This window comes from Psychrobacter sp. UBA2514, from assembly GCF_002341255.1.
Lineage (GTDB): Bacteria > Pseudomonadota > Gammaproteobacteria > Pseudomonadales > Moraxellaceae > Psychrobacter > Psychrobacter pacificensis.
Genome location: NZ_DDNS01000021.1, coordinates 37,793 through 61,238, shown reverse-complemented (window position 1 = coordinate 61,238; position 23,446 = coordinate 37,793). Strand labels below are relative to the sequence as shown.

Below are 23,446 nucleotides of genomic sequence, written 5' to 3'. Positions count from 1 at the left end.
GCCTACGCAGACAGAGGCTGCGAAAAATTTATCCCAGTCCCACTGTATCGCTTTTATACTGAATTCACTATATCACCAGCGGTATTTGCCCCAGTTTTCAGGATTGGCCCAGTAATCAGCATTGAGCCAATTCGGTAGCTGTTTATAATCATATAAATTGAACTGCCAAAGCGCCGCTGATACAGTGGAAGACGTGATGGATTCAATATCACTAATATCTAAAGATGGCTCGCTTAAGATATCAAATGGCGTAAATCCATAAGGTTTCAAATCAATGGAACTATCAAGTGCAACCAGCAAGTGTGCTGCATAAAGATCACGATAACGCATGAGGGCAGGGATGTATTGATGTAACAGCTCTTGTGAGAGGGTGGGTAGCCAAAAGCAAGCAAGCTCGTATCGTTCAAGCACAGGCTGTTTAGCAAGCTCTGATAAAGTGGAGACGTGCCATGCTTCAGCTGATACGTTATTATCATCTTTAACATTCGTATCTTTAATATGTGTAGTTTTCTTGAGCTGTGTTTGCAGAGTTGATAATTCTGTTTTGTCGTGTGCTACCCATAACAGCTGAGTAGTGTCATCAGTCTGTCTAGTCATCGTTTGTGCTTGTTTATCAAGTGAGTTATCAAGCGAAGGCATGAGAGCATCAACATACTCTATCAGTAGAGGTAACGTGATCTTTGAGTATTTGGCAGTGTGTGTTGTCATATAATAAGCCGTTTATGAAAGGTGAGTTATTAGTGCGCCTATTAAATCATTTTCATCGGCATTATCCAATTGATAACGTGAGCCAATTGTTGATTTAATCATTCATATAGAAGCTTATTAACAAGCATGAATGTATATGAAGGATAAACTCAGTTATCTCGATGCTCGTACTTGAAATATAAGGATTTAGGTCAATCTACCTATAAGCAGGAAACCATATATAACATGCGCCCGTTGTGACTTTCATTGTGACTTTGAGCGCCATAAACGTTGCTATCAAGACGAAAGCTATAATGCGAATAGCAAAACAATAACACTCATAACATATCATCAATAATAATAGGAAATTACCATGTCTACTGCTGAAACCGATGCTCAGATCATCAACCCTGAAATGCCAGATGTACCCCCACATGCACCAAGTAAAATTAATCTAAAGGATTACCAAAAACCAAGTTTTGATGTGGAAACGGTCCATTTGGACATTAAGCTTTTTGAAGATTATGCTCAGGTAAATAGTACGCTTAAGATGGTACGCCAAACCACAGGGGATATTGTCTTATTTGGCGAATCGTTAGAGCTGCTGTCTATTATCATGAATGATAAAGCGTTAACATCTGAGCACTACCAGCAAGAAGATGGCAAGCTAACGATTTATGAAGCACCTGATGAGGTTACCTTAGACATTCAGGTACGTATCTGCCCGCAAACTAACACCGCGCTTGAAGGTCTATACATGGCAGGTAGTGGTGACGACACGATGTTTGTGACTCAGTGCGAACCAGAAGGTTTCCGTAAGATTACTTTTTATCCTGATCGCCCTGATGTACTCGCGATATTTACCACTCGACTGGAAGCCGATAAGCGCTATCCGACGTTATTGGCTAACGGTAATTTAGTTGAAGCAGGCGAGGTTGCTGATGCGCCAGAGCGTCATTATGCGATTTGGCAGGATCCAACCAACAAGCCCAGCTATTTATTTGCCTGTGTTATTGCTGATTTGGATGTGTTGACAGACTCTTATACGACCAGCGAAGGTCGGGACGTATTACTTGAGGTTTACGCAAAATCTGCCGATATCGATAAATGTGATGTTGGTATGCAAGCCTTAAAAGACGCCATGAGATGGGATGAGGTCAATTACGGCCGAGCCTATGATTTAGATCGCTATATGATTGTGGCAGTCAGTCAGTTCAATATGGGCGCAATGGAGAATAAGGGTCTTAATATCTTTAACACCGCTTGCGTGTTATCGAGCCCTGAGACCACTACCGATGCGCGCAGTTTTAGCGTAAAAGCCATTATTGCTCACGAATATTTTCACAACTGGACGGGCAACCGTATCACGTGCCGTGATTGGTTCCAATTGTGTTTGAAAGAAGGTTTTACGGTTTACCGTGATCAGTCGTTTTCAGCAGATCAGCAATCAAGTGCGGTACAGCGTATCGATGATGTGGCGACCTTGCGTGCGCATCAGTTTGCAGAAGATGCAGGCCCATTAGCACATCCTGTACGTCCAGAGAGCTTTGTTGAGATTAATAACTTTTATACGACGACCGTCTATGAGAAAGGCGCTGAAATCGTACGAATGATTGCCAACACATTAGGGCTGGATGATTTTCGCAAAGGAACAGACGAGTATTTCCGTCGTTATGATGGACAAGCGGTCACGGTAGAAGACTTTTTATCAGCCCTTAGCATCACTGATGACAAAATCGAGGACTTTATCGACTGGTATCGTCAGCCAGGTACGCCAGTGGTATCAGGCTCTCAAACTTATGATAGTGCAGCGCAGACATTAGCGATTACTTTGAATCAGCAAACACGTCATGTGAAAGGCTTTGATGCACCAAAACCGTTGCCGATACCTGTAGCAACAGCATTGTTTGATAAAGACTCAGGCGCTATCGTCGCTGAGCGTATGTTATTGCTTGACGAGGCGACGCAAACGTTTGTGTTTGAAAATGTCGCAAGTGAGCCTGTTGTGTCTTTACTGCGTGATTTTAGTGCGCCAGTACAGCTCAACTATGATTACCAAGATGCAGACTTAGCATTTTTGCTCAAGCATGAAACCAATGGGTTTAACCGCTGGCAAGTCACCCAAATGCTGGTCAACCGTATTTTACTGCAAAGCCAAGGTGCGAAGAGCAGTCCTGATGTGTATTTAGAAGCCTTGGCACAGACGTTGCCCGTTTTAGCAGCTGATGATGCGATGCTGGCCGCACGATTACTTGATATTCCATCAGCGCAAGAGCTGGCTTCTGCTATTCCTCAAGACTACGATCCGGTACTAGTGAAAGAGCAGCGCGATGGGCTATATCAGCAAGTAGCAGATAAATTAAAAGATCAATGGGCTACGTTGTACAATGATCTGCCAATGCAGTCTTATGAAGACAGTGCTCAAGCTCGAGGCATTCGTGCGCTGCGTAATGTGGTGCTTGATATGGCACTGACTGCTAACGTCGAAGGTGCAGCCGACTGGGCACAACAGCAATATGATCATGCTAGCTGTATGACAGAGCGTTTTGGTGCGTTGAAGGCGATGGTTAACCATCAGCTGCCAAAAGCCAATGATTATTTGACCGATTTCTATAAGCGTTTCCAAGCAAACGATCTGGTGATTGATTTGTGGTTCAGTGTGCAAGCCGCCGCTGATGATGTGACACCTGTTGTTATCAAGTCGTTAATTGCGCATACCGATTTTGATTGGAATACCCCTAATCGTGTCCGTTCAGTTATCGGCGCCTTTAGCTCACAACCAACAGTACTATGGACAGCAGAGGGTCTGAAGATGTATACAGACGTGATCAAAAAACTCGATGATGCCAACCCTGTATTGGCGTCGCGACTGCTACAAGTGCTGGCACGCTGGAATACGTTGGCTGAACCACGTCGTCAAATGGCACATGAGCAGCTAACAGACTTGCGCAAGAACGTTGCATCCAAGCATGTGCTTGAAAGTTTAGAGAGTGTATTAGGTGCTGCAAATAGCTGATTGATAATAACTAGGAAATAATTTAGCTGTAGTATTAACTTTAAAATAAAGCCAACCTCAAACTAGAGTTGGCTTTATTTAATTGAGCGTATAGCATTAATGATCATTAAGAATTAAGCTGCTCAAGAAAATGTTTTTCTTAAAATTCTCCCAATAAAAAGCCCCTTTCGTGTCAGTACGAAAAGGGCTTTTTAGTTTTTGCTTGACGATATACTATCGTTAATGGCTATTAGCGGTTTGGTAGCACATCTTTTACCATATCACGCAAGCCGCGCAATGCGGTGACAGTGCTATCCCAGTCTAGACAGCCATCAGTGATAGATTTACCGTACTCAAGCTGACTTAAATCGGCGGTTAGTTTTTGATTGCCGCCTTTTAGGTGACTCTCAACCATCATGCCAATGATTGATTTATTACCATTTTGAATTTGCTCAGCGACGTTTTGGATAACCATCGGCTGCAAGTAAGGATCTTTACCTGAGTTGGCATGGCTTGAGTCAATCATGATTTTGCCATTGGTTTTGCCTTTTGCCAGTTCGTTCTCAACTTGAGCAACTGCCGTTTCATCATAATTAGGCTTGCCATTACCACCGCGGAGTACCACGTGTGCGTAAGGATTGCCTTTTGATTTGATGATAGAGACTTTGCCATCTGAGGATAAACCTAGGAAGCTATGCCCTTCTTTAACCGCCTGCATCGCATTGACAGCAACCGTCATACCGCCGTCAGTACCGTTTTTGAAGCCAACTGGGCAAGATAAGCCTGAGCTCATTTCACGGTGTGTTTGGCTCTCGGTAGTACGGGCGCCAATCGCTGACCAGCTAATCAAATCCTGCATGTACTGCGGCGTATTTGGATCAAGGGCTTCAGTCGCACAAGGTAAGCCTTTTTCATTGAGATCAAGCAATAACTTGCGCGCCGTACGCAAGCCCTTTTCGATATCAAAGCTGTCATTCATGTCAGGGTCATTAATCATACCCTTCCAACCGACCGTGGTACGAGGTTTTTCAAAATAAACACGCATGACGACAAATACGCTGTCTTCGATCTCTTTTGCCAATACGGCTAAGCGATCGGCGTACTCATGGGCCGCTTTAATATCGTGGATAGAGCAGGGGCCGACGACTACAAACAGACGCTTGTCTTTACCGTCCAAGATATTTTGGATCGTTTGGCGACCGTTTAGTACGGTTTTGTATGCATCGTCTGACAGAGGTAGCTCAGCTTTTAGCTCAGCGGGAGTAATCAAAGGAATAAATTTTTCAATATTCACGTCGTCAATGTCTGCATTATGGGTAACTGATGTTGTCATGGTTATATATCGTCTAGCTGATTTATAGGAATATTCATTATGCGGACAAAAGTGTTGGTTGACAAGGGTAGTCCGGTAGTTAATTGACTGATAACTGGAATGAGGAAACTAAAACTTAGTTATACTTACACATGATTAAGGTTATATTTGAATTCGCAAATGCACGTTTGGTATTTCGTTTTTTCTGTCTATTAATAAGGATGAATTAAGTGCTGGGTGCTCAACGATCAGGTTTTATGCGTGAATTTAGCTATTTGTATCATCGTCACATATGATAGCGACCGCGATGGCTTTATGATTGCGCACTAAAACGATTGCACACTAAAACATGAATGCCAAAAAATAGACACAGATAAAATGTGTATGTCATCAACCTCTATCATTGACTGACTGTGTTATATTTTACAACAACGATTTATTTTATTTGTATATCTTCAATATTGAGAGCTTGTCATGACAGATTCTGCTACGTCTCATCCACATACTGATTCCATCAGCCAAACAGAGACGGATTTTAATAAACCTAAAACGACTGCCACGTCGCTAGTGATAGCCATTGTCGCAGGTGAAGTGTCAGGTGACAGTTTAGGCGCAGATTTTATGCAACAGATGAATAATCTGCGTGATGACATCGTTTGGGTAGGCGTGGGCGGCACTAAGATGCAAGCGCAAGGATTGCAAAGTATTTTTCCATTGGAGCGTTTGGCAGTGATGGGTCTGGTTGAAGTCATGGCGCAGCTACCAGATTTGCTCAAAGCACGCCGCGAGCTGCTGAGCGCCTTTGAGGTAGCTGGTATCGATTGGTTTATTGGTATCGATGCACCTGATTTTAATCTACGGGTCGCCAAGAAACTAAAGCCAAAAGGCATCTTTTGCGTGCAGTATGTCAGTCCTTCTATTTGGGCATGGCGTGAGTCGCGTATCCATAACATTAAAGCGGCGACTCATCTGGTATTGTGCCTATTCCCATTTGAGCTACCGGTTTATGAGCGTCATAATCATCCGGCGATCTGTGTGGGGCATCCGTTGCTACGAACCATTGATCAAGCACTGATAGACACGCCAATCAATCAGCGCCGTAGCGAGCTGGTCTGGCACAATGATGGTTTACAGCAGTTTTTTATTGAACGGTTTGATGATGTCAGCCAGCTTATCTGCGTGATGCCTGGCTCTCGGCGTGGCGAGATTACCGCTATCTTGCCATTGATGCTTGACGGCATTCAAAAGCTCATATTATTAGACCCAAAGCTGTGTTTTATCATTCCAACGGTTGATCAAAATCACCAATATATTGTGCAAGAAGTCATTGATCAATGCTCAGAGCAGCTGCGGGCGGCTATTGTCGTCGTTTATGATGATACTCAGCCAGAGTTTAGTCAGCATGCGATGGCAGCGTCAGATATCGTGATGCTAGCCTCTGGGACAGCAACATTGGAGGCAATGCTGCTTGAGCGTCCGATGGTGGTGGTTTATCAATTGAATCAGATCACTTATCAGATTGCCAAACGTCTGGTAAAAGTGCCTTATGTGGCACTACCTAACATTTTGGCTAATGCGCCGATTGTGCCTGAGCTTATTCAAGAGCAGGCAAGTGGGGATAATATTTGCCGTACGGTGATGCGTCTATTACAACCGCGTGCTTATGCTGAGCAATTAAAAGATCTGCTCGCGACAAAGCACACGTTGCAGCAGCAAAGCAATCATGAGCCAGCAAATAGCGTGATTGAACAATATTTTATGAGCGATAGTAATGCCTCTAATCTTACCTAACCTAGAAAGACTTTCTAATATTATGCAAATTCAACCTAGCACAAAAAACCTAGCCCAGATAATTGACGTCAGTATTGATCATATTGATGTCAAAGGGCAGTATATTCAATTGGCGGCGCCTATACGCTTATATGGACAGTTGAATACCTCTAAGCTGTTTGCTCAATATGAGCGCGATGAAGCGCAACGCTTAGAACAGTCAATATTAAAAATTGGCGTTGATGAAGCAGGACGTGGACCGTTATTAGGTAGTGTCAATGTGGCCGCCGCGATATTGCCTGCGTCTTGGTCAGGATTGATTGAAGAACAACCACTCAAAGACACACCATTGTCGATACTGACAGACTCCAAAAAACTGAGTGAAAAAAAGCGCGATATCCTTTATCCACTGGTAAAGGTGCATGCCCTCGGTTATATCATCGCTGATATACCCGCAGCTGTCATCGATCAAGTCAATATTTTACAAGCAACGATGCTTGGTATGCGCTTGTGTACGGAGGCACTGCTAGATGCCGCTCTTACATGCTTGGTGACTAAAAACAATGAGAATACATTGCTTAAACAATTACAAATTGAAGTATTGTTTGATGGTAATCGCTGTCCTGATTTGAGCCATGCTACATTTCACGAATTGGGCATATCGCCATCTTCTGTTGATTGCCAAGCATGGGTGAAGGGTGATGCACGTCATACCAGTATCGCAGCGGCTAGTATATTGGCAAAGGTGAGCCGTGATGAGACCATGTATGCCCTTGACATGCAGTATCCAGAATACGGTATTGCCAAACATAAAGGCTATCCAACTCGCGCACATATGGAAGCCATTGAGAGACATGGTGTCTTATCAGCACATAGGCGCAGCTTTGCGCCAGTGAGAAAGGCATTAGAGAGCTAATTTTAAACGACAATATCTCGTCTAGAAATCGTCTAATAATAAAGATTTAATGTACCAGCAGAAAGAAGATATATACCTATGTTAACAAATAGGCAAATTTTCGGAAAAATAACGAGCGAAAATTTATAAAATGTAATACAATATGTTGCTCTTGGTATAAAGTGCTGTTAAATCAATAACTAAGCTTTTATTTTGAGTTTTATTCTCACTATGAATTATATATATTACTATTTTATAGGATAAGAAATGATGGCTCATCCCCCTCAAAAGAACCTTGCTGTAGTGCTTTTCTTAGCGGTATTTTTAACCGCCTGCGGTGGTGGTGGTGACTCTGATAATGGTTCTACATCCAATAATCCACAGAGCGAAACACAAGATGAGCAAGATAGTAATCCTATTAATGAAAGCAATGCGCCAACTGAGAATAATCCGCAAGCAGCCTTAAGTGCTAATAATCAATTTAGTCTGGCAAGAACCAGTTGTGGTTTAAGTGGCTTATCTGTCGATACGGCGCTTGATGATATTGCGATTAAGCACGCAAACTATATCAAATACGTCTTTGCTAATAGCACGCCGACCAGTTTTAATGCCCATGTCGAAAATAAAATCAGCGATATTGCTAGTTTGACAGGTAGCAATAACCCATTCTTCGGTGGATTAGATTTCTCAGATCGCTTATTAAACGCAAAATACAGCAACGCACAATATGGTGCCACAGAAAATATTGCTCAATCTGTCTACTTCAATTCAGCAGGAAGCTTTCTGAAAACGGATGTGGTGGCAACATCAATGGCCAAGTCGTTGTTGGCAGCACCCTATCATTTGCGTTCATTGATGCTACCCACCTCAAGCGCTGTTGGCTCAGCCATGGTTTTATATAAACCGGATGCCAAAAATCCAGCTCTTAACCAAGGTTATGTCTTGGTTAGCCATGCCTCAGCGACAAAAGCGACCAAAGATACAACCGTGTCAGGTGTTTTTACTTATCCCTGTCAAGGTGTGACTGATACAGTAACTGCTCTGTATAGTGAGTCGCCAAACCCTGTTAAAGGCACAGGTCGCGATTTACGTACCGATCCTATCGGACAGCCTGTTTATGTGAGTATGCCATCAGCAAACAAAATCAAAGTCAGCAACATCAAGTTCCGAGATACTCAGCGAAATACTAATATACCGATTCAATTGATCGACTTTGATAACGATCCGTATGTGAACACCAACTACGCATTACCAGCGAATGAGGCATTTATTTTGCCATTAACAGATGCACTAAAGAGCTGCGAAGTTAATCGCGCGGCAAATCAAAGCCAGCAATGTGGTCTGTATGGCAATACAAAGTATCAAGTAAGCTTTGATATCTTGATTGATGATAAAAACTTAGAAAGTAAGTCATTCACTTTTACGACGGGTAAGGTAAATTATTAGTTAAGCCGTTTAATCAATTGTACAAACAAAAGGACTGAACCAGATAACTGGCTCAGTCCTTGTTTTATATAAAGACACTATAAGAATGTGACAAAGTAAGCAGACTGGATAAAACCTACTTTAAAATGAAGAATTTGGCTGTTGCAAAAAGGCTTTTTCATCCTCAGTTGATTTGCGCCCTAGTGCCTCATTACGATGTGGGTAACGCCCAAATTGATCAATAATTTCTTTATGACGATATTCAAAATCTAGCGTAGTGGCATCATTTAACTGTCTAAATAATGGCAAATAGCGCTCATGAATTAAGGCAGATTCAGAGTGCATAAATGGGATAATCATAAACTTACGCCATTGCATCGGTAAAGTGTCAAAATAGGGCTGCTGAGTGGCTTCTTGTGCTAAAACTAATGCCATACCGTCTTGGGCAAAAGCACAGGCTTGTTCGCGACACAGGTTTCGTGAAAACTGATCTAAGACAATGATTTCTGCCAATCGTCCTGCTAGCGCTGTTATTGAACTATTGCCATCTAGAGAAGATTCTGCGAGGCGCCATTTAACGCATTCACCTTGCTTTGCTGCCTGCCAAATGTCACCAAACTTGTCCTTTATCTGCTTATCAAAACGATCGTTTTGTTCAAACCAACACGCTTCATTATCTTTATCAAACCAAAAATCCAATACTGCACGCGCATCCGGGTGGAGGTGCGTCAAGTCTATATGTTTTGGGTCTAATTGAGAGGCATGGGATCGACTGGCAGAGGTGGAATAATCGGTTGAGAGTGCCATAAGATATTCTAATTATGATGGATTTAGTCTACTATAGCGCAAATATTTATATCTGTCTGTCAAGATACCAACAGCAGAGTGTCTATTAGGTAACCTATTATGAATGCAAAAAATCTAGAGAATTCTATCAACGTATCGTTGCCACCAACGCCATACTACGTGCTTGATGAAGCGGCGATCGTTGCCAATATGAAAATCATCGCTAGGCTATGTGAGCTGTCTGGTGCAAAAGCATTATTGGCACTAAAATGCTTTGCCACATGGGGTGTTTTTGATGTGATGCAGCCTTATCTGCATGGCACGACTTCGTCTTCACTTAACGAAGTGAGATTGGGCTATGAGACCTTTGGTAATAACGCTGATGCCAGTAGCAGCGATAAAAAAGAAACCCACGCTTATAGCGTCGCCTATAGTGCAGATGAAATTCCTGAAGTACTCAGTTATGCTGATAAGATTATATTTAACTCAATCTCACAGCTAACTGCTTTTAAAAATCAAGCGGCAGCGCAAGGTGTTCCAGTAGGCTTACGATTAAATCCAAAAACCAGCAACTCATCATTTTTGATTGCTGATCCTGCACGTCCATTTAGCCGCCTTGGTGAGCACGATAAAGATAAAATCGCAGCGGTACTAAGCGATATTACAGGCGTTATGATTCATAACAATTGCGAGAATGACAGTTTTGAAGCCTTTAGTGAAAGTTTGGCAGATATCGAATCTAGATTTGGCGATATTTTGCAGCAACTTGAATGGGTAAGCTTAGGCGGCGGCATTCATTTTATCGCGCCTGATTATCCATTAGAAAAGCTGGCTGACAGATTAAAAGTATTTAGTGAGACCTATGGCGTGCAAGTTTATTTAGAACCAGGCGAAGCAAGTATCCATGGCGCGGGCACGTTGGTCACGACAGTGTTAGACACCATGCACAATCAAAAAAATCTCGCCGTCGTCGACGCTTCGATTGAAGCACATATGCTCGACTTGCTTATCTATCGTGAGTCCGCACCGATTGTCGCGATCAATAATACTGCTAGCAATATTGCACCTACTGGCAATCCAGCAGAAGCTGCGCCGTCTGAAGCCAATGCTGAGTCGGCAGACCATACCATTATTTATGGTCGTTCTTGCTTGGCAGGTGATATCTTTGGTGAGTATGCATTACCGAGTAATCTTCAGATAGGCGATAAGATCGCCTTTGGTAATGCTGCCGGTTATACGATGGTCAAGAAAAACTGGTTCAATGGGGTTAATATGCCAGCGATTGTGATTCGTCGTTTGGACGGCAGTACCGATATCCAGCGTGAGTTCGACTATGAGGAATATAAAGCCAGCCTATCTTAAGCCTTAGTAGCCTTAGTTTTTAAGACTATGTTATTGTCGGGTTTTGTATTTTAATGTTTAAAAAACAAAGGCTTAACCTGTATTAGTATGCATTTTAATATCTCTACTTTTTATACATATTTTTTACCGATAAGGGAATAAAAATTGTTATAATCGCGTCGGGCAAATAATGGAGTATTATCTGCCCGACGGGTGCGTGGGTTTTCCTCGGTCTTCCTTTTTAATTCACGCATATCATTCACTCGTTTCTGTTTTGCATAGCCAAAATCAATGGTATCGACAGGGACACAAAGGAGGATTGTTCATTGAACACAAACCAACCAGCCAAATCTAACAAAAAAGACGTACTTATCATCGGAGCAGGCGGCGTCGCTCAAGTGGTCGCGCATAAATGTGCGATGCACAATGATGTGCTCGGCGAGATCCATATCGCCTCACGTACCAAAGACAAATGCGATGCCATCGCGCAGAGCGTAAAAGAAAAAGACAGCTTTAAGCAGGCTGCAGTCTTGCATACGCATCAGGTCGATGCGATGGACAGCCAAGCACTCGTGCAGCTGATACAAGACACAAAAATACAGATACTTATTAATGTTGGCTCGGCATTTATCAATATGACCGTACTAGAAGCTTGTATTGAAACAGGCACGGCATATATAGATACGGCTATTCATGAAGATCCACGCAAGATTTGTGAGACGCCGCCGTGGTACAACAACTACGAGTGGCAACGCAAACAGCGCTGTGCAGACAATAATGTCACTGCTATTTTAGGTGCAGGCTTTGATCCCGGTGTGGTCAATGCGTATGCACGCTTGGGTTATGACATGATGGATGCAGGATCTGTGACTGATATTGACATCATTGATATCAATGCGGGCAGTCATGGCAAATATTTTGCGACTAACTTTGACCCAGAGATCAACTTCCGTGAGTTCACAGGGACAGTTTACTCTTGGCAAGATAGCAAGTGGCAGTCTAATAAAATGTTTGAAGTCAAACGTACAGATGATTTGCCAGTTGTGGGTGTGCAGAACAGCTATCTGAGTGGTCATGATGAAGTGCATTCATTGTCAGCCAACCTAGATGTACCAAACATTCGTTTTTGGATGGGCTTTGGTGAGCATTATATCAATGTATTCACCGTGCTACAGAGCTTAGGCCTACTGTCTGAGCAGCCAGTGATGACGGCTGAAGGCCAAGAAGTGGTGCCGCTAAAAGTCGTGAAGGCGGTACTACCAGATCCAAGCTCGCTTGCACCAGAATATACAGGCAAGACTTGCATTGGTGATAAAGTTAAAGGTAAAATCAATGGCGTTGAGACGGAAGTGTTTATCTACAATGTCTCAGATCATAAAGACGCTTACAACGAAGTGGGTAGCCAAGGTATCTCGTATACTGCAGGCGTGCCACCTGTTGCTGCGGCAATACTAGTCGCGACTGGCGAATGGGACGCAGGCAAGATGGTCAACGTCGAAGAGCTAGATGCCAAGCCATTTATTAATCTATTGAATAAGATTGGTCTGCCAACGCGTATCAAAGATAGCGAAGGTGATAGAGCGCTTGAGTTTGATATTTAATTAGCAAATGTTATTTAGAAAAGCCTATCTTTTATAGATAGGCTTTTTTTATGTCTAGTTATATGAATAAAGGGGGCTAGCGGTGACATGGCGTTCTTGCTACTATCACTGGTAGCTACCATTTTATTTTCTACAAATGCTCTACTTTTTATACTCATTAGCTTTCACTTTAAAAAAATATTAAGGACAGTAAAATTGAGAGTCAATAAATATGGTTTAAAAGATACTATATCCTCTTTAGTGAAAAGAGAAGTTAGGCAGCGCTGTGGGTTTGGTTGTGTTAACTGTGGTAACGCCGTATATCAATATGAACATCTTGATCCTACTTTTGCTGAAGCAAAGGAACACAATCCTGAACATATTGTTTTGTTGTGTGGAGGCTGCCATGATCGAGTCACTAGAAAAATTCTATCTAAAGACACTATCAAAATGCGATCTTTAAATCCTATTTGTAATCAGAAAGGATTTTCTTTTGGTCCTTTTGATCTTGGTCTTGTAGAACCTACTATAAAATTAGGCACCTTGATATGTAAAAATGTAGATTCTTTAATTAATATTGATGGTGAAAGTATTTTCTCTGTGAAAAGACCTGAGTGCACAGGATCACCCTTTAGAATTAACGCCTATCTTACAAATTTTGATGGTAAAGAAATACTGAAGATTGTAAATAATGAATGGGTTACTTCTACATTAAATTGGGACGTTGAAGTTATTGGAGCAAAAATTACGATTCGAAAAAACTCAGGAAATATTTCTCTAGTATTGAGGTCAGAGGCTCCTCACACCCTAATTATCGAAAGACTTGAAATGATGCATCATGGAGTAAAGATTAGCTGTCGAGAAAATGAAGACTTAAAAGTAGTGACTCGAAGTGGTCAAGTTTTGAGCTCTTCATCTATGAGTATATCAGGTTGCAAGGTGGGGTTGGATATATTGGAACACTCGCTTTCAGTAGGTGTTGGCGGTGGTTGTGTGGAAATAAGTAATATGGAAATTAGTTATCAATCTGCAATTAATCGTTACCCTGTACCTTTTAATGAAGTGAAAAAAACTATAAAAAAAGAAAAGATAGGTCGTAACCAACAGTGTCCATGTGGTAGTGGTAAAAAATATAAAAGGTGTTGTGGAATTATATAGTCCAGAGTTTCAGGATATTTATATTGCATTTGATCTTAGGATAAAAATGATGAGCAATGTTTGATCAAGCCTAGTTGCATTGGTTCGTATAGTGAGTCTATATTTTTAAACTATAAATTTTGCTATATTGACCAAAATCAAGGTATAACCTACAGATCACTAGCCCAATTTAAAGGTTGTGCTTCTAGCAATCAATAATGAACCAAACAATCCATCACCTTTCACTAGGATTATATTCTCTCAACGCCGCAATACGATCATCCAATGTTGGGTGTGAGCGGAACAGGTTGGCAATACTAAAGCCTTGAGATTGTCCAGACGAGATTGCAAATGCTTTCATACTCTCAGGCATTTGATCTGGTCGCTGTGCAGAAGGACGCAGAGCATCAAGCGCACTGATCATTTTTTCGCGGCTGGCAAGTTTGGCGCCCATTTGATCCGCACGGAATTCACGTAAGCGTGAGAACCACATCACGATAGCAGACGCCAAAAACCCAAGCAAAATATCCATCACAATACTGGTGATAAAGTAACCGATACCTGGGCGATCACTGGTGTTTTTGAACACAGTACGGTCCACGAAACTACCGATAATGCGCGCAAAGAACATCACAAACGCATTGACCACGCCTTGAATGAGGGCAAGGGTTACCATATCACCGTTGGCTACATGACCAATCTCATGCGCTAGTACCGCTTCGACTTCATCTTGATTCATATTTTGTAGTAGACCAGAGGATACCGCTACCAGCGCTTTATTCTTATTCCAGCCAGTTGCAAACGCGTTTGGCTGCGAGTTATTAAAAATACCAACCTCAGGCATACCGATGTTTACCGCTTGCGCTTGTTTTGCCACTGTATCGACCAGCCATTGCTCAGTTGGGTTGCGTGCGGATTCTATTACCACCGTACCCGTGGATTTTTTGGCCATCCATTTCGACAGAAATAGCGAAATCATTGAGCCGACCATACCGTAGATACCGCACATAATTGCAAGGCTGACATAATTTAGCCCGCCTGCCGTATATACACCGCCAATCCCAAAAAATCTGGATAGTATCCCAAACACAATGCTAAAGACCACGATCACGGCCAAGTTGGTCAATAAAAACAATCCAATACGCATCATGACGCTAATTTCCTATTTAAATTTAAAGTGTTGGTATGGCCTAGATAGGCGGTTATTTAAGAAGTTTGTTTGCCATGATAGATTTTACTGGGGTTTTGTGTGTCATACTATTTCAATATTGTCAAAATGCTAAAGTAATTATGTTGTCCTAGCTATAGTGAGATTTTTTGAGACAATTAGCGAGCTAGGTATATTAGCTCGTTGCCAAGACCGGTTAGCTACAGTACAACATCATTGAAAGTATTGCCTATTGATCTAAGTATTAAGTTTTGGTCAACTATTTCTTATTTTGATTTCTCCTAAGATAATGATGACCAAGATTAATCTTTAAAAAATTATAAAAATGAGAACATCACATGCAACTAGAAATAAATATTATAGACGCCTTCACTGACACGTTGTTTAAAGGCAATTCTGCGGCGGTTATTGTGACATATACATGGTTAGATGATGCTTTGATGCAGTCTATTGCGTCTGAAAATAACTTGTCTGAGACCGCTTTTATTGTTGCTGATGGCAAAGGTGTTTATCATATTCGTTGGTTCTCACCATTGACCGAAATTGACTTCTGTGGTCATGCGACCTTAGCCGCTGCCTATGTATTGTTTAATAAAAATTCAAACGTACAGTCGATTAACTTTTCAGCCAAAGCGGTTGGTATTTTGACAGTCGCAAAAACGGATTCTGGCAAAATGCAAATGGATTTTCCCAATAGAATGCCTGAGAGAATCGATGAGATTCCTGATAGTTTATTAGCAGGTCTATCCATTGGGCCTGCTGAAGTCTATCGTAATACTCAAGCGTATTTCGTCATCTATGATTCTGAATCCGATGTGCTGAATGTCGCGCGTGATAATGAAAAGTTGAAGCAGCTAGCGCCCTATGATGTGGTGGTAACTTGTCAGGCAACCTCAGAGAGGTATCATGATTATGATTTTATCTCTAGATACTTTCGGCCAGCAAATGGTGGTGATGAAGACCCAGTAACAGGTTCGATTCATACTGGACTTGCCCCTTTATGGGCGAAGCGTTTAGCCAAAAATGAATTAGTCGCTTATCAAGCATCTAGTCGCGGCGGTGTGCTTGACTGTACCGTGGCAGACGATAGAGTGCTTATTTCTGGCAATGCCGTACAATACCTGACTGGATTTATTACCGTTGAGGAGTAGGTAAGTTTGACAGAATTAAAAACCGTTGGGCTTTTTGCGCTGACCGCATTGGCTGAGATTGCAGGGTGTTATTTGCCTTATCTATGGTTACGAGAAGATAAATCTATCTGGCTATTAATACCTGGCGCGCTGAGTTTGATCGCGTTTGTCTGGCTGCTGTCATTACATCCGACTGCTGCAGGTAGGGTCTATGCGGCCTATGGTGGCGTATATATTTGTATGGCGATTTTATGGTTATGGACGGTCAATGGGATACGACCAACCATGTGGGACATAGTGGGCTCAGTAGTTGCACTATTAGGAATGGCGGTTATTATGTTTGCGCCGCGCAGTGCCTAAAAAAAACGAGTGGCCAACTCAAAAAAACGCCAATCAAACCACTAGGTCAGATTGGCATATTGATACGAGAAATATTAATGTTTACCTAAGATGCTACCATTGTCGTCTTTTTTCGCCGCTTTCTTTTCTTTTGCTGTCAAAAGTGGTTTCTTTTTGACATTCTTCTTACTGTCTTGACTTTGCTCATGGTAATTCCTTTGTAGATAACGCATACAACCAGCTAAGCCAATTGGGCTGACTTAAGGTAAGTATGGTGACGACTAACATAGTCGCTTACTAAATCGAGTATAGGCTTAAGCATTAGTAATAGATAGTACTCGCACAATTCAATTCGCCTACGATTCAGTTCTCTTGCTTCTTTCCTTTAGCGAAATCATTGCTTTAGCCAAGTTATGCGCTAATCGATTCGTTCAATTAATCATGGTATTCATAAGTGCTTACTTACGGATACATGGCGATTTGCTATAATTAGCCATAAACCGATTCATAAACGCGGCAAACTCTTATTTATTAACATTTAGCACCATCGTGCTCACTGTTTTGGTCAAATTATTATGCGTATACGTAAACTATTCAAATTTGAAAACGCTCACATCGTTCGCAACTGTAGCTCTGAGCGTTGCAAGCACTCCATCCATGGTCACAGCTATCAGATTGAGCTGATTTTAGAAGCCACCCGTCTAGACCATGGGCAAATGGTTTATGACTTTGGGCTGCTAAAATCTTCGATCAAAGACATTATCGACAGCTTTGATCATGCGATTTGTTTTTGGAACAAAGACGATCCTGAATATGTCGCAGCGTGTAAGAAATTTAGCGCACGTTGGATCAGTCTGCCAGTCTCACCATCGGCAGAACAGTTTTCACGGGTGATTTTCTTTTGGGCGCAAGAAATACTGCGACAGACGCAAATGCAAAATGGTGAGGCGGATGTCAGTGTGTATTCAGTGATTGCTCATGAAACCGCGACGGGTTACGCGCAGTGTTTCGCCGATGATGTGGCAAACGAGCAAATGGGTAAGCTGGTTTTAGAGGATTTCGAATTTAGTGAACAAGTTCGTGCTGAGTGGACGGACTCTGAGCTATACGCCAAGCTGATTCGCGGTGAAAGCTTCACCAATCCAACGGTGACTATGCAGGTTCAGACTGATGCATAATGATCAATCAATAGAAAACAGTGACAGCGTGCAAACTTTGATACTGAACTCTGAGCAAGGCACTCAGTTATTGGCTAAGCAACTGGCAGCATTGCCGCTGACGGGTAGTGTGTGGCTGGCAGGGGATTTGGGTGCAGGTAAAACCACTTTAACGCGTTACTGGTTGCATGCTCTCGGTCATACTGGTGCGGTAAAAAGCCCAACGTATACCTTGGTTGAGCCTTATAGCATTGAGCAAAGCAATGGCACGACTAAGCCAGTTTATCATGCAGATTTATATCGTCTCCAAGATCCAGAAGAGCTGTCTTTTATTGGCTTTGATGAGTATTTAGATGAGCCTGAAGCGCTCGTTATCATTGAATGGGCGAGCCGTGCTGATGGTTATCTACCGATGCCAACTTTGTTTATCGATATTACGCAAGTTGAAAACGATGATAAAGGTAATGAAGCACGCCAAGTGCACTTAAGAGTATCAAAAGCAGGCCAAGCGCAAGGTCTGGATTTATCAAAATTTAATATCTAAATCACACCACTTGCCATTCTTTTAAAATATGACATCTATCAATGCCAGATAACCACCACAACACCCGCATCAAAAAACTATCGCCGCTGCTGATTAATCAACTAGCAGCAGGTGAGGTCGTGACACGTCCAGCAGCGGTCGTCAAAGAGCTGCTCGAAAATGCCATTGATGCAGGTGCCACCGATATTGAGATACGTATTACTCAAGGTGGTATGGGCATGATTGAAGTGGTGGATAACGGTGTGGGTATTCATCCTGATGATATGGTGATGGCGATTACTCGTCATGCGACTAGCAAAGTCGCTGATGTTGCGAACTTGCACGGCATTACGACGCTCGGTTTTCGAGGTGAAGCATTGGCAGCGATGGCGGCTGTCTCTCGTTTGACCTTGACGAGTAGCCATGATGAGAGTGGTATAGGCCGTCAACTACAGGTGGCTGGGGTGTTAGATGATACCCCAAAGCTCACACCAGTCGTGCATAATCGCGGCACAACAATCATAGTCAAAGACTTATATTTCAATGTGCCTGCCCGCCGCGGTAATTTAAAATCTATTGCCACTGAATTTGGCCATATCGAGACCATCGTCCGTGAAGTCGCACTGGCGCGAGCTGATGTCGCACTGACACTTTTTCATGACAATAAAAAGCGGTTATCATTGTCTGCAAATGCTACAAACGTTAACGATAATGATGCTAACTGTCTACCATTGCCGCGTCTAGAACAAGCGACTGGTATGCCATTAACGGACAATGCGCTAGCGATATCGATAGATTTATCGAGTCTTGTGCAGTCGTCTGTAGCGTACGGCGATAGCACGGTTAATCAGGCAGCAATCAGTGGCTGGTTATGGCCGATGACTGATGAGCAGATAGCATTGCCAAAGCTAATTTATGTGAATGGTCGCTTGGTAAAAGAAGCATTGATCAGTAACCAAATGCGTCAACTTGCTCAGAGCGCTCAGCTAGCAGGTATGGGGTATGCGCTTTATTTTGAGTTGCCAACCCAGTGGCTCAATGTCAATGTGCATCCATCGAAGCAGCGTATCAAAATCAGTCCGCTAAACAATATCATGGCTCACTTAAGCCATACGATTCGTTCACAGCTAAAAATAGTCAATGCTACGTCAAAGGTTGCTAGCCCCGATAATCCAGAAGTGCCAGAAAAAGACGTCTCTGTAGATAATTTGTCTGACACACATTTGCCCAATGATATGCCTATAGATCACATAAGGCAGAGCAGGCAAGTGCAAGCTCCTAGGCAGTCATATCAATCTGCTTCAAGCAAATCATTTTCACATAAGTCGCCAGCTAAAGAACCAGCACCATCTTATGTCGATGAGCCGTTACAGCAAAGTCGCCGTACTTCGTATCGTTCATCCGAAGCGCCTACAGTTTCATCCTTACCAATCTGCTTGGATATTATTAATGATGCAGAGGCTCTTGTTATCGATTCAACCGCAACTGATAAAAACCTACCTTGGCTCTTATTTTATCATCAAGGGCAATGTCTATTAATAAGTACTAAAGACTGGCAGTCAAAGGTAAGACAGTTGTTTGAATCATCTATATTTAGCAATAAGGTATTTAAAAAAGATAAAATGTCAAACAGTGCTATGGAGATCAATCAACAGCTTACAACAGTAAGCTCGCAAATGACTGCACAAGACTCAGCAGTTTTTGTCGCAGATCTCGCTGATATACTGACAAGAAATGCGATCAGAATCTTAGACAGTCATCGTTTAGTCACACTAATGTTATCTTCTACATCCGAATAAATATCAAGCTGACTACTATTTTAGCCAACTACATATTGAGAAAGGCAATTCTATGCAATATTCGTCTGATAGCGTCTCTACTAATCTGCCTGATAATAGTGTCGTGTGTCTGATGGCGCCCACTGCCAGCGGAAAAACAGCATTAGCATATGAATTATACGATACAGGCCGTTTTGAACTGATTTCTGTGGATTCAGCACTGATATATCGCGATATGAATATTGGTACCGCAAAACCAATAGCAGATGAATTAACGCGTTATCCGCATCATTTGGTTGATATTATTGATCCCATGCAAAGCTATAGCGTCGCTGAGTTTATTGATGATGTAGCACGTCTTATTGATGAGTGTCATGAGCGCAAAAAGATACCGCTGTTAGTAGGCGGCACTATGATGTACTACATGGCGCTACTCGATGGCCTGTCTCCCGTACCTGATAGCGATGACAGCGTACGTGCACGCGTTGAGCAGTGGCGACAAGAGGAAGGTATCAGTGCTTTATATGATTATCTTGGCCATGTTGACTCAGTTAGCCATCAGCGTTTGAATGCGACGGATACTCAGCGCATTACTCGGGCAATTGAGGTTTATTTGCAGACAGATAGGCCCATAAGCGACTGGCAGCGTGAGCCAAAACAAGCTTTGGCCCATCATCCAGAACAGCAGTGGCATGCATTGTCAGTGATACCAGACCGCCCGTGGTTACATGCGCGTATCGAACAGCGCCTTGATATCATGTGGCAAGAAGGGTTAGTGGCAGAGGTTGTTGGCTTACTTGAGAAGTACCCGCTGACCCCTAATATGCCGTCGATGCGCTGTGTGGGTTATCGCCAAGTATTGGAATATCTCGTTCGTACGCAGCATCCAGTATTGGATAAAACCCATTTGGACAAAGCCCAATTTTATGAAGCCTTTGCAGACTCTAAAAGCCTAATGGCCATAAATAAGATGCAAGGCGAGGGCGTTTACACAAATGCTCAGCCAGATGTATCCTATGCTGAGACCGAAGCGCTTGCTTGTCAGGAAATGCAAAATAAGGCATTATATGCCACAAGGCAGCTAGCAAAACGCCAATATACATGGCTTAGAAAAGTTGCTCAATTGCCTGATGCTGCATCTGAGTTTGATGATGCGGTCACCAAAGGGATGGTGCTAAAAAACTTTACAACAATGGCACAAGCAAGAGATTATCTTTTTTGAAAATATACTTTTATCTTATTGGCTTGCGTCTTACTTTACGTTTTCAAAGCACGTTATTGATATATAAATAAAGAATCACAATTAGTTTCAAAAATTAGCGTGGATAACTGTTATAATTTGAGCTTACTACAGATCTAGTAGCCGTTAAATACAGTTATCTTGGTAGTAGATAGCTATTAACTTTTACAGAAAAAACGCTTGATGAAACAAGTGGTTACCTAATTACTGACAATGATAACGTACTCGCGTTAAAGTGGAATAACTTAAGAACAATGAATATTTATTTAGATACGTTTTATAAAGAAAACATATTATTGTATCTACCTTTTAGCCACTATAATTAAATTGACACTTAGAATAATTGGCACTCTAAACATAACTATATAATATTTAGGAGAGATTTCATGTCAAAAGGACAAACTTTACAAGATCCATTCTTGAATTCGCTGCGCAAAGATCGCATTCCTGTCTCTATTTTTTTGGTTAACGGTATCAAGCTGCAAGGCCAAATTGAATCATTCGATCAATATGTTGTACTCCTCAAAAATACAGTCAGTCAGATGGTATATAAACATGCCATCTCAACCGTAGTGCCAGCTCGTAACCCGCGTAGTAGTACAACCACTACAGGTACTGGCGCTCAACCTCAAGGCTTAGCGCAAACTGGTTATCAAGGGGGTGGCTTTGAGCGTGGCAGCAATCCTGCTGCGGGCGGTTTTGAAGAGCGTGGTTTTGCCTCTAGTCGTAGTGGATTTAATCGCGGAGGGTTTAGTCAAGGTCAAGAACGTGGCTTTGAGCGTGGTAGCTTTGGACAAGGTCAGGAACGCGGTTTTGAGCGCGGCGGCTTTGGACAGGATCGTGGTTTTGATGCACCGACAGACGGTACGGGCTTTGAAGAAAAGCCGGACAACGGATCGAATGATACCAATAGTTAATTAGCTGCACGCATTGAGTATATTATCCAACTATACATTAAAAGACATGATTTATACGATTAAGACCTGCTGCTATAGTGGGTTTTTTTTATATAAATAAGCAGATAGTTACTGTAAAAAATAATGGCTGCCTCCATTATATAAATGGTAGGCCATTATTAATATGAAACAGAGTATAGTAAAATACTAGGTTGATTCATTATAAAAATAGAGCAGATTCATGAGCGATACTACAACTGATTTGACCCATGAGCAATTTATCACAACGGCTATTGACGCGATTAATACTGAGATATCTGCATTAGCATTGTTGACAGAGCAGATAGATGACAGGTTTGCACAAGCATGTGACGTTATTTTGGCTTGTCAGGGTCGAGTGGTAGTAACGGGCATGGGTAAATCAGGATTGATTGGACGTAAAATAGCAGCGACTTTTGCCTCGACGGGTACGCCTGCTTTTTTTATGCATCCTGGTGAGGCAGGTCATGGCGATTTGGGCATGCTGGTCAAAGGTGATGTACTGCTTGCTATCTCGAACTCTGGTGAATCCGATGAGATTAAGATGCTATTGCCAGTGGTCAAACGCTTGAACATCCCTCTAATTAGTATCAGCCGAGATAAACGCGGTATGCTGCCACGAGCGGCTGATATTGTTTTGACCCTTGGCCACTCACAAGAGGCTTGTCCGCTCAATCTTGCCCCTACATCGAGTACAACGGCTACCTTAGCGTTAGGGGATGCTCTAGCGGTCGCCTTGGTACATGCTCGTAACTTCACTTCTGAGGACTTTGCATTATCGCATCCAGCGGGCGCATTAGGTCGTCAGCTATTGACGCGTGTCGAAGATTTAATGCATACCAAGTCAGAAGACTTACCCTTGATTCACCAACAAGCACCGCTACAGCAAGCACTATTTACGATGTCTGCTGGACGCTTAGGGATGACCGTGGTGACGGATGATAATGATAAAGTCGTTGGCGTATTTACAGATGGTGACTTACGCCGTGGTCTTGAAAAAGGTATTGATCTACAAACGCCGATGAATGAGGTAATGGTCAGTAACCCACGCCATATCAGTAAAACAATGCGCGCATCGGATGCCTTGAGTGTCATGAATGAAAATGGTATCAGTCAATTACTAATTATTGATGATGAAGATCGTTTAGAAGCAGTCATTACGGTTCATGATCTATTACAAGCTGGTGTAAAGTAATTCATTAATAGTTGATAGAACGATTGGTTTTTCATATAAAATAGTTAGAAAAA

18 protein-coding genes and 2 pseudogenes are annotated in these 23,446 nt (G+C 42.3%); 16 read left to right on the top strand and 4 right to left on the bottom strand.

Annotation, left to right across the window (positions count from 1 at the left end):
* Positions 1 to 72: 72 nt before the first annotated feature.
* A complete protein-coding gene (locus B3V51_RS07470; protein ID WP_093069943.1) occupies positions 73 to 708 on the bottom strand; it encodes a DUF6231 family protein in 636 nt (211 codons plus the stop codon).
* A gap of 394 nt (positions 709 to 1,102) precedes the next feature.
* Between B3V51_RS07470 and pepN the strand changes: the two genes are divergently transcribed.
* Positions 1,103 to 3,703, top strand: a complete 2,601-nt coding sequence (gene pepN, locus B3V51_RS07465) for an aminopeptidase N (protein WP_286708173.1) — start codon at positions 1,103 to 1,105, stop codon at positions 3,701 to 3,703.
* A 229-nt stretch (positions 3,704 to 3,932) separates the two neighbouring features.
* Here the strand turns inward: pepN and B3V51_RS07460 are convergent, their stop codons facing one another.
* Positions 3,933 to 5,015 carry a 3-deoxy-7-phosphoheptulonate synthase gene (locus B3V51_RS07460; RefSeq protein ID WP_286708172.1) on the bottom strand — a complete coding sequence of 361 codons (1,083 nt, stop codon included), beginning with the start codon at positions 5,013 to 5,015 and terminating at the stop codon, positions 3,933 to 3,935.
* A 453-nt stretch (positions 5,016 to 5,468) separates the two neighbouring features.
* Here B3V51_RS07460 and lpxB point away from each other — a divergent pair, with 453 nt between their 5' ends.
* From lpxB to B3V51_RS07445, 3 genes are all read left to right on the top strand, one after another.
* Positions 5,469 to 6,785, top strand: a complete 1,317-nt coding sequence (gene lpxB / locus B3V51_RS07455) for a lipid-A-disaccharide synthase (protein ID WP_286708171.1) — start codon at positions 5,469 to 5,471, stop codon at positions 6,783 to 6,785.
* Between the two features lie 22 nt (positions 6,786 to 6,807).
* Positions 6,808 to 7,680: a ribonuclease HII gene (locus tag B3V51_RS07450; protein WP_212564451.1), complete on the top strand. Its 873-nt coding sequence runs from the start codon at positions 6,808 to 6,810 to the stop codon at positions 7,678 to 7,680.
* Positions 7,681 to 7,926: 246 nt separating this feature from the next.
* Positions 7,927 to 9,105 (top strand): CAP domain-containing protein, encoded by a 1,179-nt coding sequence (locus B3V51_RS07445; RefSeq protein ID WP_071001706.1) that lies wholly within the window; start codon positions 7,927 to 7,929, stop codon positions 9,103 to 9,105.
* 120 nt (positions 9,106 to 9,225) lie between these two features.
* On the opposite strand, the gene B3V51_RS07440 is transcribed toward B3V51_RS07445, so the two are convergent.
* Positions 9,226 to 9,891 carry a DUF924 family protein gene (locus B3V51_RS07440; protein ID WP_083328820.1) on the bottom strand — a complete coding sequence of 222 codons (666 nt, stop codon included), beginning with the start codon at positions 9,889 to 9,891 and terminating at the stop codon, positions 9,226 to 9,228.
* Between the two features lie 99 nt (positions 9,892 to 9,990).
* On the opposite strand from B3V51_RS07440, the gene B3V51_RS07435 reads away from it, so the two are divergent.
* From B3V51_RS07435 to B3V51_RS07425, 3 genes are all read left to right on the top strand, one after another.
* Positions 9,991 to 11,232 (top strand): carboxynorspermidine decarboxylase, encoded by a 1,242-nt coding sequence (locus tag B3V51_RS07435; protein ID WP_071001704.1) that lies wholly within the window; start codon positions 9,991 to 9,993, stop codon positions 11,230 to 11,232.
* A gap of 305 nt (positions 11,233 to 11,537) precedes the next feature.
* Positions 11,538 to 12,812 carry a saccharopine dehydrogenase family protein gene (locus tag B3V51_RS07430; protein ID WP_071001702.1) on the top strand — a complete coding sequence of 425 codons (1,275 nt, stop codon included), beginning with the start codon at positions 11,538 to 11,540 and terminating at the stop codon, positions 12,810 to 12,812.
* 195 nt (positions 12,813 to 13,007) lie between these two features.
* Positions 13,008 to 13,949: an SEC-C metal-binding domain-containing protein gene (locus B3V51_RS07425; protein ID WP_252962468.1), complete on the top strand. Its 942-nt coding sequence runs from the start codon at positions 13,008 to 13,010 to the stop codon at positions 13,947 to 13,949.
* 214 nt (positions 13,950 to 14,163) lie between these two features.
* On the opposite strand, the gene htpX is transcribed toward B3V51_RS07425, so the two are convergent.
* Positions 14,164 to 15,078 (bottom strand): protease HtpX, encoded by a 915-nt coding sequence (gene htpX, locus B3V51_RS07420; protein ID WP_071001698.1) that lies wholly within the window; start codon positions 15,076 to 15,078, stop codon positions 14,164 to 14,166.
* 356 nt (positions 15,079 to 15,434) lie between these two features.
* Here htpX and B3V51_RS07415 point away from each other — a divergent pair, with 356 nt between their 5' ends.
* The 9 genes and pseudogenes from B3V51_RS07415 to B3V51_RS07380 all read left to right on the top strand — a co-directional run bounded on the left by B3V51_RS07415 (position 15,435) and on the right by B3V51_RS07380 (position 23,393).
* A complete protein-coding gene (locus tag B3V51_RS07415) occupies positions 15,435 to 16,247 on the top strand; it encodes a PhzF family phenazine biosynthesis protein (protein ID WP_071001696.1) in 813 nt (270 codons plus the stop codon).
* Between the two features lie 6 nt (positions 16,248 to 16,253).
* Complete coding sequence (locus B3V51_RS07410) at positions 16,254 to 16,586, top strand: YnfA family protein (protein ID WP_071001695.1); 333 nt, start codon at positions 16,254 to 16,256, stop codon at positions 16,584 to 16,586.
* Between the two features lie 554 nt (positions 16,587 to 17,140).
* A complete protein-coding gene (locus B3V51_RS07405) occupies positions 17,141 to 17,743 on the top strand; it encodes a 6-pyruvoyl trahydropterin synthase family protein (protein ID WP_075107429.1) in 603 nt (200 codons plus the stop codon).
* Positions 17,736 to 18,266, top strand: a complete 531-nt coding sequence (gene tsaE, locus B3V51_RS07400) for a tRNA (adenosine(37)-N6)-threonylcarbamoyltransferase complex ATPase subunit type 1 TsaE (RefSeq protein WP_093069973.1) — start codon at positions 17,736 to 17,738, stop codon at positions 18,264 to 18,266. The genes B3V51_RS07405 and tsaE overlap by 8 nt, the downstream gene beginning before the upstream one ends.
* 41 nt (positions 18,267 to 18,307) lie before the next feature.
* Positions 18,308 to 20,044, top strand: coding sequence for a DNA mismatch repair endonuclease MutL (gene mutL, locus B3V51_RS07395; protein WP_286708170.1), 1,737 nt, complete (start codon positions 18,308 to 18,310; stop codon positions 20,042 to 20,044).
* Between the two features lie 52 nt (positions 20,045 to 20,096).
* Positions 20,097 to 21,077, top strand: a pseudogene (gene miaA / locus B3V51_RS07390) (tRNA (adenosine(37)-N6)-dimethylallyltransferase MiaA); the annotation flags it as partial.
* Positions 21,066 to 21,245 (top strand): annotated as a pseudogene (locus tag B3V51_RS12890) (tRNA (adenosine(37)-N6)-dimethylallyltransferase MiaA); the annotation flags it as partial. The pseudogenes miaA and B3V51_RS12890, both read left to right, overlap by 12 nt.
* Positions 21,246 to 21,649: 404 nt before the next feature.
* Positions 21,650 to 22,180, top strand: coding sequence for an RNA chaperone Hfq (gene hfq, locus B3V51_RS07385; protein ID WP_058024072.1), 531 nt, complete (start codon positions 21,650 to 21,652; stop codon positions 22,178 to 22,180).
* 220 nt (positions 22,181 to 22,400) lie between these two features.
* Complete coding sequence (locus B3V51_RS07380) at positions 22,401 to 23,393, top strand: KpsF/GutQ family sugar-phosphate isomerase (RefSeq protein ID WP_093069980.1); 993 nt, start codon at positions 22,401 to 22,403, stop codon at positions 23,391 to 23,393.
* Positions 23,394 to 23,446: the final 53 nt, after the last annotated feature.

Excerpts from the sequence above, each read along its gene's own strand:
- htpX (WP_071001698.1), bottom strand. The coding sequence starts at position 15,078 with ATGATGCGTATTGGATTGTTTTTATTGACCAACTTGGCCGTGATCGTG.
- B3V51_RS07380 (WP_093069980.1), top strand. The coding sequence starts at position 22,401 with ATGAGCGATACTACAACTGATTTGACCCATGAGCAATTTATCACAACG.
- B3V51_RS07435 (WP_071001704.1), top strand. The coding sequence starts at position 9,991 with ATGAATGCAAAAAATCTAGAGAATTCTATCAACGTATCGTTGCCACCA.
- B3V51_RS07445 (WP_071001706.1), top strand. The coding sequence starts at position 7,927 with ATGATGGCTCATCCCCCTCAAAAGAACCTTGCTGTAGTGCTTTTCTTA.
- pepN (WP_286708173.1), top strand. The coding sequence starts at position 1,103 with ATGCCAGATGTACCCCCACATGCACCAAGTAAAATTAATCTAAAGGAT.
- B3V51_RS07440 (WP_083328820.1), bottom strand. The coding sequence starts at position 9,891 with ATGGCACTCTCAACCGATTATTCCACCTCTGCCAGTCGATCCCATGCC.
- lpxB (WP_286708171.1), top strand. The coding sequence starts at position 5,469 with ATGACAGATTCTGCTACGTCTCATCCACATACTGATTCCATCAGCCAA.
- mutL (WP_286708170.1), top strand. The coding sequence starts at position 18,308 with ATGCCAGATAACCACCACAACACCCGCATCAAAAAACTATCGCCGCTG.
- B3V51_RS07415 (WP_071001696.1), top strand. The coding sequence starts at position 15,435 with ATGCAACTAGAAATAAATATTATAGACGCCTTCACTGACACGTTGTTT.
- B3V51_RS07470 (WP_093069943.1), bottom strand. The coding sequence starts at position 708 with ATGACAACACACACTGCCAAATACTCAAAGATCACGTTACCTCTACTG.
- tsaE (WP_093069973.1), top strand. The coding sequence starts at position 17,736 with ATGCATAATGATCAATCAATAGAAAACAGTGACAGCGTGCAAACTTTG.
- hfq (WP_058024072.1), top strand. The coding sequence starts at position 21,650 with ATGTCAAAAGGACAAACTTTACAAGATCCATTCTTGAATTCGCTGCGC.
- B3V51_RS07405 (WP_075107429.1), top strand. The coding sequence starts at position 17,141 with ATGCGTATACGTAAACTATTCAAATTTGAAAACGCTCACATCGTTCGC.
- B3V51_RS07450 (WP_212564451.1), top strand. The coding sequence starts at position 6,808 with ATGCAAATTCAACCTAGCACAAAAAACCTAGCCCAGATAATTGACGTC.
- B3V51_RS07460 (WP_286708172.1), bottom strand. The coding sequence starts at position 5,015 with ATGACAACATCAGTTACCCATAATGCAGACATTGACGACGTGAATATT.